This window comes from Tenacibaculum sp. Ill, assembly GCF_051938915.1.
In the GTDB taxonomy this organism is placed as follows: domain Bacteria; phylum Bacteroidota; class Bacteroidia; order Flavobacteriales; family Flavobacteriaceae; genus Polaribacter; species Polaribacter larymnensis.
In genome coordinates, this window is sequence record NZ_JBPSCW010000002.1 from 2,503,751 (window position 1) to 2,517,149 (window position 13,399).

The window sequence follows — 13,399 nt, forward strand, 5'->3', positions numbered from 1 at the left end:
AAATTTAACGTTTCATTTTATTTGGTTACTTTTAGCCAACAAATAAAACAAACTATGCTATTAACCTCTCTTGATTACATTATCATTTTCGGATTTTTTATTCTTTCATTACTTATTGGGCTTTGGGCTTCAAAATCAGCAGGTAAGAATAGCTCTGAATTCTTTTTATCAGGAAGAAACATGCCATGGTGGTTATTAGGAGTTTCTATGGTCGCAACTACATTTGCTGCAGATACTCCTGGATTGGTTACCGAATTGGTTAGAAAAAATGGTGTTTCAGGTAACTGGGTTTGGTGGGCAATGCTTCTTACAGGAATGCTTACCGTGTTTTTTTATGCTAAACTATGGAGAAAATCAGGTATAACTACCGATTTAGAGTTTTATGAGTTACGCTACTCTGGTAAAATGGCTAGCTTTTTAAGAGGTTTTAGAGCCATTTATTTAGGTGTAATTTTTAACGTAATTACAATGGCAGGGGTTTGTTTGGCTGGAGCTAAAATTGCTAATATTTTATTAGGAATATCACAAGAAGAGACACTATTGTATTCTTCAATAATTGTTGTTATTTATTCTTCTTTAGGTGGATTAAAAGGTGTGTTACTTACTGATTTTGTTCAGTTTTTAATTGCTATGATTGGTTCTGTTTGGGCCACTATATATATTATTAGTTTACCAGAAATTAACGGGCTTTCAAATTTATTAACGCACCCAAACGTAAGTGATAAACTAGCAATGTTTCCTGATTTTTCAAACAAAGAAGCTTTAATTACTTTATTTATTATTCCTTTTGCTGTACAATGGTGGAGTACTTGGTACCCTGGAGCTGAACCTGGTGGAGGAGGTTACATTGCACAACGTATGTTAGCCGCCAAAGATGAAAAAAATGCTACATGGGCTACTTTATTTTTCAATTTTGCGCATTATGCATTACGTCCTTGGCCATGGATTATTGTAGGCTTGGCTTCATTAATTATTTTTCCAAGTTTAGAAAGTATGAATCAAGCGTTTCCTGGTTTAACTACTGAAATGCAAGGACACGATGTGGCTTATGCTGCAATGATGACCTATTTACCAGCAGGTTTATTAGGAATTGTATTAACTTCATTAATCGCTGCTTTTATGAGTACAATTTCTACTCAATTAAACTGGGGTAGCTCATATGTGGTAAATGATTTTTATAGCAGATTTGTTAATAAAGATGCTTCTGAAAAGCAAAAGGTAGTAGTTGGTAGAATATCAACTGTAGTTTTAATGTTATGTGCTGCTCTTTTTTCTTTCTACTTACAATCTGCCAAAGGAGTTTTTGATTTACTACTACAAATAGGTGCAGGAACTGGACTGTTATTTATTTTACGTTGGTTTTGGAGTAGAATTAACCCGTATAGTGAAATTGCTGCAATGGCTATATCTTTTATAATTGCTGTTTTCTTTTTTATCAATGGAAAAATGGAATCTCCATTTATTCAAATTGCGGGGTATTGGCAATTAATTATTGGTGTTTTGGTTACTACAGTAGGTTGGGTTATTGTAACCCTTTTAACACAACCTACCGATGCTAAAACTTTAGAAAAATTTGATAATCTTATTTTTGAGAATAATAATAAGTTTAAAAATGTTGGATATAAAATTGTAGGATTTATAACTGGAACTATAGGTGTCTACAGCTTCTTATTCGCCACTGGAAATTGGATTTATGGTGAAATAGTTCTTGCTACAATACTTTCAATAATCACCTTAGTTTGTATTTTAATTTTAAGGAAAATATGGAAGTTTGTTTCTTAACACAATTACCCCTTACAAATGTTAGATACGAAAACCTTTATTGAACAGCTTTATCATAATTAGATATAATTTTTTGTATTCTTTTGTTTTCAAAAACAGAAGGATACAACTCTTTTACAATTGTATGATACTCAAAATCGATAGTTAAAGCGTTATTTAAATGTGTTACACTATACTCCTCTTTACCAAGAATCATAAATAACCCACAAAGTCTATACTCTATTTCTGCAAATTCTTTATACGTTTTCTTTGCTTGAATTAATATTTTAAGAGCTTCATTAAATTCTCCTAAAAACAATAGAAGGTCTGCCAACGCAACATATATTTCAATTTCTCTGTCTCCTAATGATAAGCAAGTTCTAAAAGCTTTAACAGACTCTTCGTAAAAATTGAGTTTTAAATTGATATCGCCATAGCGTCTCCAATACAAAACGTTTGCCTCATCTATATGAATAGCTTTATTAATATAATACAGTGCTTTTTGATAGTTTTCTTGATTATAACAAGCATTCGTTAACAAAATCCATCCTCTATCTAAAAGTGGATCTTCATGTACAGCTTTTTTATAAAAGTGTATTGCCGTTTGCGTATTCTCAAGTTTCTCGTAACATTCTCCTATTCTTATGTAGGCGTAAGCTGTTGGGTCATCTAGTTCTAGTGTTACTAAATAATTCTCTATAGCTTCTTCATATCTATTTAATTCTTCTAAAGATTTAGCTTTCTCTAAATACCCTCCTATAAAACTATCATCAATCAATACTGCATAATCAAAAGCTGTTAATGCTTCTTTAAACAAGCTTAACTCAAAATATTGCCTTCCTAATTGATGCCACGCAACTTCGCAGTAAGGATTTTTATCTAAGTATGAGTTTAAAAATTTTATCGCATCCTCATGACTATCTTGCATATCAAAACAATACACAATGTTATATAACGATGAATAATCTTCGTAATCTACTTCAATACATTTAGCAAAGTTTAAACGTGCATTTTCAAAATCATCTAGGTATAAATACTCCATACCTATCATAGACCAAACATCAGATGGATCTTCTATGTATTGTAAAGACTCTTTTAAAATGGCAATTGCTTCTGTGTGTTGTTTCTTTTTAGATAAGATAATTGCTTTTTGAATAAATACCTCATCGTTGTGTGGTTCAACAGCTTCAATATTAGATAGCATTTTAATTGCTTCATGCAATTCATCTTCAAAAATTAAAATTTCTACTTTCATTAATTTTAATTGAATTGAAGATGGATGCTGCTCCAAACCTAGCTGTACAGCTTTTTTTGCCAACGACTGTTTACCTATATTTAAATAATGCTCTATAATTGTTTCAAATTCTACAGCATCAAAAAAATATACCTCATTGGTTTTCAACATGGATTCAAATTTTGATAATGACATAGGCTACAGATTTGAATTTATATAAAGTTACTACAAGAACAGTACCTATTTACCCATATGTTTATTTCTTTTCAACAATTTAATTAACAATACTAAGCTCTCTTTCTTATTAACACTAAGTTATTTGAAAGAGTTAATTATTTTTCTATATTTGAAAGAACAAAAAATTAACATCTAATTTTAAACAAAAAATCATGAGTAAATTTGACGAAAAAGTAGCGCTTTATAAAAAATTTATGGACGATAGAGATATTCGTTCTAATACTGATTTATTAACTGCTGTTACAAAAGGATTAGGACCTTCTATTTATAAAAATGATGCTGAAACAGTATCAGGTAGTGATCCTAAAGAACTAGAAACGGTTAAGAAAAACTTTTTAATGAAAAAATTAGGTTTAGCTGATGGACCAGAATTAGATAAGGCTATTGGAGAAGTGATGGAGAGAATTGGAAAGTCTGAAAGAAATAAGTATCGTGCAGTTGTATACTACATGCTAGTTAAGAAATTTGATAAAGAGTCTGTTTACGGAATGTAATAATATTCTTTTAAGAAATATAAGTCCTGTATTTAAGTTTTAAATACAGGACTTTTTTTATTTTAGCCACCAACAAACAACTTATATTTATGTCGCAATTTATTAGCGTTTTTGATATGCTTAAAATTGGGGTGGGACCTTCTAGCTCCCATACCTTAGGCCCTTGGAGAGCTGCCCAACAGTGGATACAAAAATTAAAAAAAACAAATGAATTTCTTTTAATTGAAGAAATAAAAGTAGACTTGTATGGTTCTCTTTCTTTAACTGGTAAAGGGCACGCGACAGATTTAGCTGTTTTATTAGGTTTAAGTGGTGCTGATCCGGAATACATTCCTATTGAAACAATCGATGTTATTATTAGTGATATTCAAACCAAAGAGCTTTTATTTTTTAATAATGAAAGAAATATTGCTTTTGCTAATGGCTCAGTAACATTCAACAAAGAGTTTTTACCGTTTCATGCCAATGGAATGACTTTTAGAGGATTTGCTAACGGTGTAGAGATTTCTACGGAAACATACTATTCTATTGGTGGAGGTTTTATTGTACAAGAAGATGATAACCTTGCTGAAGATATTGAAATTAATAAACAAAATTTTCCATTTCCAATCAACAGAGCTACTGAGCTTGAAGCCTATTGTGAAAAGGAAGGGTTAAATATTTCTGATATTGTTTACCAAAATGAGCTTGTAATTAATTCTGCTGAAGAAATAGATAAAGAGTTACATCGTATATGGAGTACAATGTTAGAGTGTATGTATATAGGTTGTCATACTCAAGGGATTTTACCTGGTGGATTAAATGTAAAGCGACGTGCATTTGAAACACACCAAAAACTTATTAAAGATGCTCAATACACTAATCAACAAGAATGGATTACTGCTATTAGAGGTACCGAAGTTAAGTTTCGCGAAATTTTAAAATGGGTAAGCTGTTTAGCCTTATCTGTTAACGAGGTAAACGCTGCTTTAGGTAGAGTTGTTACTGCTCCTACTAATGGAAGTGCTGGAGTTATTCCTGCTGTAATAATGTATTACTTAGTAATAGAAAACCACGATGCTACTTTTGAACATGTTAAAAAGTTCTTACTTGTTGCTGGAGAAATAGGAAGTATATTTAAGAAGAATGCTACAATTTCTGCGGCTATGGGTGGCTGTCAAGCTGAGATTGGTGTATCCTCTGCCATGGCCGCTGCTGCATTAACAGAATTATTAGGCGGAACCCCATCACAATGCTTAGTTGCTGCTGAAATTGCCATGGAACATCATTTAGGACTTACATGCGATCCTATTGGTGGATTAGTACAAGTGCCTTGTATTGAGCGTAACGCTATGGGAGCCATTAAAGCTATTAACGCTGCTGAATTAGCTTTAGAAACAAACCCAAAAGAATCTAAAGTGCCTTTAGACAAAGTAGTTGATACCATGTGGGAAACAGCTAAAGATATGAATAGGAATTATAAAGAAACCTCAGAAGGAGGTTTAGCCGTAACTGTACGATTAGCGGACTGTTAATCTCTACTATTTTATCTCTATTGGTTCTCCTAAAAATTTAGGTTTTATATTAAAAAGGATATCAATAAAAACTTTCACTCTAGCTAAGTATTCTCTTAGCTGGACTTTTATTGCCTTTTTGCCTGAAACTCCTTTAGCATTAAAGCCTATTGCATCAATCTCAAAATGATTTGCTAAATATAAAGCTCTTTCATTATGAAACTGTTGAGATATGATAGTAACTGAAGTTTGCCCAAAAATTTCTTTAATTCTTACTACCGAATCTAAAGTTCTAAAACCAGCATAATCTAAATAGATTTTATCCTCAGGAATTCCTGCTTTAATCAAATCATTTTTAAAATCGGTTGGTTCATCATATCCTTCAGAACCGTTATCACCACTTACTAAAATAAAATCAATCTTATTTGCTTTGTATAACTCCACAGCAGCATTCAATCGAAATTGATAGTACAAATTCACTCTACCATCAGATAGATACTTTACCGTACCTAATAACAACCCTACTTTGTTTTTAGGAATTGTTTCTGTAGTATTAAATAGTCTTTCTTCCGCATTTTTAATTATTACTTTATTTGATGTATAAATAGAAATAATAATCAGCAAACAACTTAAAAGAAAAAGGATAGCAACTTTTTTTCGTTTCATTTATCTTGTAAAAGCTAATTCTGTTTCAGTAGACATTTCTTCAGAAAAACCATATCCTTCCACATCAAAACCTTTCAACTCTTCTAAAGTTTCTACATTATTGTCTATAATGTAACGCACCATTAATCCCCTTGCTTTTTTAGCAAAAGTCATAATCGTTTTATACTGCCCATTTTTAAAATCTTTAAAAACTGGGGTTATCATAGGTACTTTTAATGCTTTTTTAGGAAGTGCTTTAAAATACTCTGTGCTTGCTAAGTTGATTAACAACTCACCGTCTTGTAACTCTTCATTTAGTGATTCAGCTAATGTAGTATCCCAGAACTTATATAAGTTTTCTCTTCTTCCTACTTTTAACTTAGTTCCCATTTCTAAACGATACGGTTGAATTAAATCTAAAGGTTTTAGTAAACCATACAACCCTGATAAAATCCTCAACTTGTCTTGTAAAACAGGAATCTTATCTTCTGAAATTGAATTAGCATCAATCCCTCTATACACTTCACCTGTAAATGCAAACACTGCTTGTTTTGCATTATCTAAAGAAAAAGGAGGTTGCCAATCTTGATTTCTGTCATAATTTAAACTTGCTAAATCATCAGAAATCTTCATTAACTCACTCAATTTTTTTCTTGATAGTGTTTTTAACTTCTTATTTAGTTTTTCAGATTGTTCTAAAAATCTAGGTTGTGTATATACATCGGTAGTCGCTTTGTTTTCAAAGTCTAACGATTTTGCTGGTGATATAATAATTTTCATGCTGTAAAATTTAAAGTAAAAATAAGAAGCTATTTTAAAATCATCAATTACTTCAGGTAATTTATATTGATTGTAGTATTGATATTTTTAATACTAAACTTGTAATCCATCATAAGCCAAAAACACATTCTCAGGTAACTCTATTTCAACCTCATCATGCAACCCTAAAAGCTCACTAATATGGGTTAGATATGCTTTCTTAGGTTTAACCTCTTCTATAAAACTTAATGATTCTTCTAAATTAAAATGTGTTTTATGAGGCTCTCTTCTCAAACCTGTAACTACTAAAACTTCTAAATCATTTAGTTTTTCTTTCTCCTCTTCAGAAATAGTTTTAATATCAGTTATATAAGCTACATTATTAAAACGGTATCCGAGAATTGGTAAATTACCATGCATTACTTCAATTGGAGTTACTTCTACCCCATCTAACTCAAAACTTTTTTTATGTGATATAATGGTTGGAGCTACACTTGGTGCACTTGGATATCGGTTTTCAGTCGCAAATATATAATCGTATCGCTTTTGTAAAACTCCTAGTACTCTTTCTGTTAAATAAATGGGTACTGGACCTATTTGAAAACAATACGGACGAATTTCATCTAAACCAGCTATATGATCAGCATGTTCATGTGTAAATAAAATTCCGTTTATTGAAGCCACTTCTTCGCGCATCATTTGCTGACGAAAATCAGGTCCGCAATCAATCACATAATTAATATTATTCCATGAAACCAACACCGAAGATCGTAATCTTTTGTCTTTGGGGTTTTTAGATAAAGCTACAGGATGTTTACTTGTAATCATTGGAACTCCAGTAGAAGTTCCTGTTCCTAAAAAAGTTATTTTTACTTGATTTTTTTTCTTCATTTTCACCACAAAAATACAACAAAAATTGTCTGTTAGTTTGTAATTTCAGTACATTTGTACTACGTAACTAAAAATAACAAAATGGCAATTACGTTAAAAGGAGATCAAAAGATAAGTACTGTACCAACTACCAAAATGAAATCGTTAAAGATTAACTTAAACGCTCATATATATGGGACTTTTGCAGAGATTGGAGCTGGTCAAGAAACTGTTCGTAATTTTTTTAGAGCCGGTGGAGCTTCTGGTACAATAGCAAAAGCTATGAGTGCTTACGATAAAGACTTTTCTGATGCCATTTATGGAGTTGAAAAAGACAATCGTTATGTTACTGAACCTCGATTAAAAAAGATGCTAAAGCATGAAATGGATTTAATTGAGGAGCGCCTTGATCGTCAAAAACACCCTGATAAATTATTTTTTAGTTATGCTAACACAGTAGCAACGATTAACTTTACTAAGAAATTCAAAGGTCATGGTTGGGTTGGTATTCGTTTTCAGTTAGATCCATTAGAAGATTACAACGAAATTGTTTTACACCTCCGTTTTAAAGAAACTGATGCTCGTCAGCAACAAGAAACGTTAGGTGTTTTAGGTGTAAACTTAATTTATGGAGCTTACTACTTAAATGACAATCCAAAAGACTTATTAAAATCTTTTTACGACAACATTGATAAAGACCGTTTAGAGATTGATATGATTAATTTCTCTGGTCCTCGATTTATGTATGTTGATAATCGTTTAATGAGTTTACAACTTGTTAAAAATGGGATGACTAATGCTGTAATGTTTGGTCCTGATGGAAACAACTTATTACCAGCACAAGTACTTTATAAAAAGAATATCTTAGCACTTCGTGGTAGCTACAGGCCTGTTACCAAAGTAAATATGGATATGTTTGAACGTGCTAAACAATTATTCTTTGACGAGAATAAAGTAGACCCAAAAAAGACAAAAATTATTTTTGAGATTACCTTGAGTAACCTTCGTGCCGAAGGAGAAATTAATGAACGTGACTTTTTAGATAGAGCTGAACTTTTATGTTCTCTTGGTCAAAATGTTATGATTACCAACTATCAAGAGTACTTCAAGCTAGTAGAATACTTTAGTGAATATACTAAAGAACGTATGGGACTTGCTATGGGGGTTTACAACCTGATTCAAATTTTTGATGAAAAATACTACCGTGATTTAAGTGGTGGTATTTTAGAAGCTTTTGGTAAACTTTTCTATAGAGATTTAAAGGTATATATGTATCCTTATAAAAATGAGGAAACAGGAGAGTATATAACAAGCGAAAACCTTAAAGTACATCCAAGAATGAAAGAACTTTATAAGTTCTTTAAAAATAATGGTCGTTTAATTGATATTAAAGATTTCAATCCTAACATCTTACATATTTTTTCTAGAAAAGTTTTAAAGAAAATAAAAAATGGAGAAGAAGGATGGGAAGAAATGCTTCCTAAAGGAGTTTCTGAAACTATCAAGGAAAAACGTTTATTTGGATGCACAAAAAGAATTAAGTAATCTTTTTACACCTCTTTTTAAACCTTTTATTATCTTTAAAGTCTAACAGCTAAACAGTTTTAGTTGATTGACGAAATTACACTTATAGATCAATTACAGCAATCTACTACTAAAGAGATTGCTTTTAAAAGCCTTGTATCTCAATATAAAGAGCGATTGTATTGGCATATACGAAAAATTGTAATTTCTCATGAAGACGCTGATGATGTTTTACAAAACACATTTATTAAAGTCTTTAAAAATATTGATAACTTTAAAAGAGATAGTAAACTATTTTCTTGGATGTATAGAATAGCTACTAATGAAGCTATAACTTTCATAAATAAAAAAGCTAAAGAAAAAAACATACATATTTCTGATTATCAACTACAAATAACTTCTACGCTAGATAGTGATTATTGGTTTTCTGGTGATGAAATTCAGCTTATTTTGCAAAAAGCAATTGCTACATTACCTCAAAAACAGCAATTAGTATTTAACATGAAGTACTTTGACTCTATGAAATATGAAGAAATTTCTGAGATTCTTGACACCTCAGTTGGAGCTTTAAAAGCCTCGTATCATATAGCCGCAAAAAAAATAGAACATTTTATAAAGAACTATAATTAAACCTTTTACAAAAACAATAGTCTTACTAGGGTAATGAATGAAAAATTAAAACATACTATAGATTTTATAAACCAGCAGGTTGGTAAAGATTGTGGTTTTTCGACTCCTCAAAACTATTTTGAAGGAGTTGAAGAAACTATTAACACATCTATATTTATAGATAGTTTACCAAAAAATAAAGCATTTAATACACCTGACAGTTATTTTGACGATATTGAAACTCAAATTCAATCAAAATTAACTACAGAAACGAAAGTAATTTCTTTTCGTAAAAGAGTTCTACAATATATTCCTATAGCAGCTGCGGCTTCAGTTTTACTTTTTATTGGCATTAATTATTTTAACACTCAAAAAATTACTTTTGAAGACATTACTATTACTGATATAGAATCTTGGTATGAAAATGGATATGGTGATATTGACAACAGCGAACTTGCAGTAACATTAAACACTTCTGAACTAGACGAAGATATACTGGCCTCTATTAGTGATGAAACACTTGAAGATTACTTAGATTCTGTTGACACACCAACACTTATAAACGAAATAGAACAATGATGAAGAAACACTTACTTATATTATTAGTAGCTTTTACTTCTTTTTTCTCTGTTCAATCACAGACAAAAAAAGGTAACTATGAAAAAATTAAAGCTTTTAAAGTGGCTTTTCTTTCTGAAAAGTTAAACCTTACAGAAAAAGAGGCTGATAAATTTTGGCCATTATACAATGTCTACGATAAAAAAATGATTGAGCTTCATAAAGCAGAACGTTACAGTATAAAAAAGAAAATACTTAGTTGTGGAGGAATTGATAGCTTAACCGATAAAGAATCAAAAGAAATTGTCAATAAAATTAAGTCTGTTTCAAAAGAACAATATGAAACTAAAACTAATTTTTATGATAACCTTTCTACCTTTTTATCAGATAAAAAAATCCTCACTTTAGAGGTGGCTGAACACGAATTTCACCGAAAGCTTATAAAAAAGCTAAAAGGTGAAAAAAGGAAACATCGAAAATAAAAAAAGGAAGCTTTTAAGCTTCCTTTTTTTACTTATCGACTAAGGCTAAACAAACATATAAATCTGGTTTATTAGCCGTAAATTGTTTTAGCCAAATAGTTAGTTCATCTATTTCATAAGGTAGTAATCTACCTAAAGCTTTTTCAAGCTCTTTACAAAATAAATCAGCGTTAAAACTAACCTTTTGAAGTACAGTTTTCGTGTACTCGTACATAGCTCTTGCCATATTTATTGGGGTTATCTGTTATTAAATACTGAACGTAATTTACGAAATTTTATTCCAATGTTAGTGTTAAAATTTATCAAAAAAAAAGCGAGACTTGTTTAAGTCTCGCTTTTTAAACATATAATTTATAGTATTATAAACTATTTACTTTTTCTATTAAAGCGTTTGCTCTTGATTCTAAATCAGCACTTACTGATTTATAGTGAGCCTTTTTATCTTCAACATTTTTTGCATTTACCTTTGCAATTAAATCATCAAAAGTTACAATAACTTCATCTACAATAGCGTCTGCTTTCGCTTTATCAGCTTCAGGGTTTAACTCTGTAGTTATTTGACAAATACTAATAATGTCTCCTAATGTATAGTTAATATCTTTCTTTAAATTTTTTATGCTTGCCATAATTATAAATTTTGATGCAAAATTAATCGATTTTATCTAATTCTTGTTGAAATTTTTCAAAAAACTGCCCCACATGATATCCATCTACCAAAGCATGATTTACATTTATTGCTACCGGCATTAATATTTTATCATTTTCATACTTTAATTTACCAAAAGCTAATTGAGGAACACTATCATTTTTGTTTCCTGAAAAAGGTTCTTTATGTCCTGTAAAACTTACCCAAGGAATCGCTGAAGAGTGTATACAGCCTAACGAATATCTGGGAGGTAATAAATTAGTTGAATTTTGTATTCGCTCTTTTTCTTCTAGATAACTTTTGTTAAACGTTTCAAAATCTTCTGAATAATCAAAATAAGAAAAGCCAAATGTTGTATCTGCTCTTGCTACAGTTGTTGATGCATTAATAACATCATAAACTGTAACTTTATCTCCTTCTATTCTATACTTAAAGTTTTCAACTGCATTTATAGCTTTCATACAAGCGTGTAAATACCGAACAAAAAAGGATTGATTTTTCTCCTTTGCCGATTGATAAGTCCTAGACACATCTACATCTGCTACTAAACCGAAAGTTGGGTCTGCTAAAGCTCTAAAGTGTTTAAAAAGTTCTTTTCTGTTCCAATTTTCAATATCTAGATACTTCATTTATAAAAACTTTAATACATCTGTAATACTAGATACTGTTTTATAAGCATCTGACTTTTGTTCTTCATTTACTTCTTCGTGCGCCCATGTTGTATGAAATGGAACATGAATTGCAGTTGCTCCTATTTCTATTAAAGGTAATACATCTGATTTTAATGAGTTTCCTATCATTAAAAACTCAGAAGGGTTAATATCTAACCTTTTTACAAGTTTTTTATAATCAGTTTTTTTCTTTTCACTCATTACTTCAGTATGATGAAAATATTTTAAAATTCCTGATTTAGCTAACTTACGTTCTTGATCTAACAAATCTCCTTTTGTTGCTACAATTAACTTGTATTTTCCATGTAACTCTTGTAGAACCTCTTCTACCCCATCTAACAACTCTATTGGCTTTTCTAGCATCTCTTTTCCTATCTCTAAAATTGCTTCCATTTTTTTTGGACTGATTTTATAGTTAGAAATTTCTAGAGCGCATTCTACCATTGACAACATAAAACCTTTTACTCCATATCCATATATTTTAAGGTTTTCTATTTCCTTTTTAAATAACTCTTGATGGATTTTATTTTCCGTTTCGTAATCAGATAATAATCGAGCAAAGTCATCTTCAGCATCACGAAAGTAAGTTTCGTTTACCCAAAGTGTATCATCAGCATCAAAGGATATTATTTTAATATTATTCATTTTCTAATAATTTTATAGCTTTTTCTAAGTCTTCAGGAGTATCAATTCCAATGCTTTCTACTGAAGTTTCAATCATTTTAATTTTTTTCCCTACTTCTAAGTAGCGAATACATTCAATTTTTTCAGCAGCCTCTATTGGTGTCATAGGTGTGTGATAAAAATCGATTAAAGCTTCTTTTCTGAATGCATAAACTCCCTTATGTTTGTAGTAATTAACAGCTACTTCTTTATCTCTATGATATGGAATTACACTTCTTGAAAAGTAAATAGCAAAATCATTTATGTCTGTAATTACCTTTACGTTATTAGGGTTTTGAATCTCTTCTTCATTTGTCATTTTTACTTTTAGTGATGCTAAATCAATTTCCTTTTGAACATCAGATTTAAAAACACTAATTAATTTTGACAACGAAACTGTATCAATAAAAGGCTCATCTCCTTGTACGTTTACCACGATATCTACGTCTAAGTTTTCAACCGCTTCAGCAATTCTATCAGAACCACACTCGTGTTCTTTTTGGCTCATTAACACCTTACCCCCTATCTTTTCTATAGAGTTATAAATTACTTCAGAATCTGTTACCACATATACTTCATCAAACAAATTAGCTTTTACCGCAGCCTCATAAGTTCTTACAATTACAGGTTTTCCGCCTAAATCTTTCATTAATTTCCCAGGAAAACGTGATGCACTGTAACGTGCAGGAATCATTGCTATTATCTTCATAAATAATCATAAGTGTTTACGTATCAAAGATACATATTTAAACT

Annotated in this window: 16 protein-coding genes; 7 read left to right on the top strand and 9 right to left on the bottom strand. The window is 30.7% G+C overall.

From position 1 onward, the window contains the following. Window positions 1–54 precede the first annotated feature (54 nt). A complete protein-coding gene (locus tag ACTPNM_RS11775) occupies window positions 55–1,782 on the top strand; it encodes a sodium:solute symporter family protein (protein ID WP_440121966.1) in 1,728 nt (575 codons plus the stop codon). A 37-nt stretch (window positions 1,783–1,819) separates the two neighbouring features. On the opposite strand, the gene ACTPNM_RS11780 is transcribed toward ACTPNM_RS11775, so the two are convergent. Further along, window positions 1,820–3,190: a tetratricopeptide repeat protein gene (locus ACTPNM_RS11780; RefSeq protein WP_440121967.1), complete on the bottom strand. Its 1,371-nt coding sequence runs from the start codon at window positions 3,188–3,190 to the stop codon at window positions 1,820–1,822. 194 nt (window positions 3,191–3,384) lie between these two features. Between ACTPNM_RS11780 and ACTPNM_RS11785 the strand changes: the two genes are divergently transcribed. Together ACTPNM_RS11785 and ACTPNM_RS11790 are read left to right on the top strand one after the other, a co-directional pair. Further along, entirely contained in the window at window positions 3,385–3,726 is a 342-nt protein-coding gene (locus ACTPNM_RS11785; protein WP_099216255.1) for a DUF2853 family protein, read from the top strand. A gap of 89 nt (window positions 3,727–3,815) precedes the next feature. Further along, window positions 3,816–5,240 (top strand): L-serine ammonia-lyase, encoded by a 1,425-nt coding sequence (locus ACTPNM_RS11790; protein WP_440121968.1) that lies wholly within the window; start codon window positions 3,816–3,818, stop codon window positions 5,238–5,240. Window positions 5,241–5,246: 6 nt separating this feature from the next. Here ACTPNM_RS11790 and ACTPNM_RS11795 read toward each other — a convergent pair whose 3' ends face one another. The 3 genes from ACTPNM_RS11795 to ACTPNM_RS11805 all read right to left on the bottom strand — a co-directional run bounded on the left by ACTPNM_RS11795 (window position 5,247) and on the right by ACTPNM_RS11805 (window position 7,514). Further along, window positions 5,247–5,885 carry a SanA/YdcF family protein gene (locus ACTPNM_RS11795; protein WP_440121969.1) on the bottom strand — a complete coding sequence of 213 codons (639 nt, stop codon included), beginning with the start codon at window positions 5,883–5,885 and terminating at the stop codon, window positions 5,247–5,249. Continuing rightward, a complete protein-coding gene (gene yaaA, locus ACTPNM_RS11800) occupies window positions 5,886–6,644 on the bottom strand; it encodes a peroxide stress protein YaaA (protein ID WP_440121970.1) in 759 nt (252 codons plus the stop codon). It lies immediately after the preceding gene. Window positions 6,645–6,737: 93 nt separating this feature from the next. Next, complete coding sequence (locus ACTPNM_RS11805; RefSeq protein WP_440121971.1) at window positions 6,738–7,514, bottom strand: MBL fold metallo-hydrolase; 777 nt, start codon at window positions 7,512–7,514, stop codon at window positions 6,738–6,740. A gap of 81 nt (window positions 7,515–7,595) precedes the next feature. Here ACTPNM_RS11805 and ACTPNM_RS11810 point away from each other — a divergent pair, with 81 nt between their 5' ends. The 4 genes from ACTPNM_RS11810 to ACTPNM_RS11825 all read left to right on the top strand — a co-directional run bounded on the left by ACTPNM_RS11810 (window position 7,596) and on the right by ACTPNM_RS11825 (window position 10,666). After that, window positions 7,596–9,038 carry a nicotinate-nucleotide adenylyltransferase gene (locus tag ACTPNM_RS11810; RefSeq protein WP_099216260.1) on the top strand — a complete coding sequence of 481 codons (1,443 nt, stop codon included), beginning with the start codon at window positions 7,596–7,598 and terminating at the stop codon, window positions 9,036–9,038. Window positions 9,039–9,101: 63 nt separating this feature from the next. Further along, window positions 9,102–9,647, top strand: a complete 546-nt coding sequence (locus ACTPNM_RS11815; protein ID WP_274640587.1) for an RNA polymerase sigma factor — start codon at window positions 9,102–9,104, stop codon at window positions 9,645–9,647. Window positions 9,648–9,680: 33 nt separating this feature from the next. Beyond that, window positions 9,681–10,205, top strand: a complete 525-nt coding sequence (locus ACTPNM_RS11820; RefSeq protein WP_440121972.1) for a hypothetical protein — start codon at window positions 9,681–9,683, stop codon at window positions 10,203–10,205. Continuing rightward, window positions 10,202–10,666, top strand: a complete 465-nt coding sequence (locus ACTPNM_RS11825) for a sensor of ECF-type sigma factor (RefSeq protein ID WP_274640585.1) — start codon at window positions 10,202–10,204, stop codon at window positions 10,664–10,666. The genes ACTPNM_RS11820 and ACTPNM_RS11825 overlap by 4 nt, the downstream gene beginning before the upstream one ends. Before the next feature lie 28 nt (window positions 10,667–10,694). Here ACTPNM_RS11825 and ACTPNM_RS11830 read toward each other — a convergent pair whose 3' ends face one another. The 5 genes from ACTPNM_RS11830 to kdsB form a co-directional block, all read right to left on the bottom strand. Next, on the bottom strand, window positions 10,695–10,892 hold the full coding sequence (locus ACTPNM_RS11830; protein WP_047789135.1) for a hypothetical protein: 198 nt from the start codon (window positions 10,890–10,892) through the stop codon (window positions 10,695–10,697). A 133-nt stretch (window positions 10,893–11,025) separates the two neighbouring features. Then, on the bottom strand, window positions 11,026–11,292 hold the full coding sequence (locus ACTPNM_RS11835; RefSeq protein WP_274640584.1) for a hypothetical protein: 267 nt from the start codon (window positions 11,290–11,292) through the stop codon (window positions 11,026–11,028). Window positions 11,293–11,314: 22 nt separating this feature from the next. Next, the gene (locus tag ACTPNM_RS11840; protein WP_440121974.1) at window positions 11,315–11,941 is read right to left on the bottom strand and encodes a CatA-like O-acetyltransferase; all 627 of its coding nucleotides are present in this window, start codon (window positions 11,939–11,941) and stop codon (window positions 11,315–11,317) included. Next, window positions 11,942–12,628: an HAD family hydrolase gene (locus ACTPNM_RS11845; RefSeq protein ID WP_274640582.1), complete on the bottom strand. Its 687-nt coding sequence runs from the start codon at window positions 12,626–12,628 to the stop codon at window positions 11,942–11,944. Further along, window positions 12,621–13,355 carry a 3-deoxy-manno-octulosonate cytidylyltransferase gene (kdsB, locus tag ACTPNM_RS11850; RefSeq protein WP_440121975.1) on the bottom strand — a complete coding sequence of 245 codons (735 nt, stop codon included), beginning with the start codon at window positions 13,353–13,355 and terminating at the stop codon, window positions 12,621–12,623. Before kdsB ends, ACTPNM_RS11845 begins: the two co-directional genes overlap by 8 nt. Window positions 13,356–13,399 lie beyond the last annotated feature (44 nt).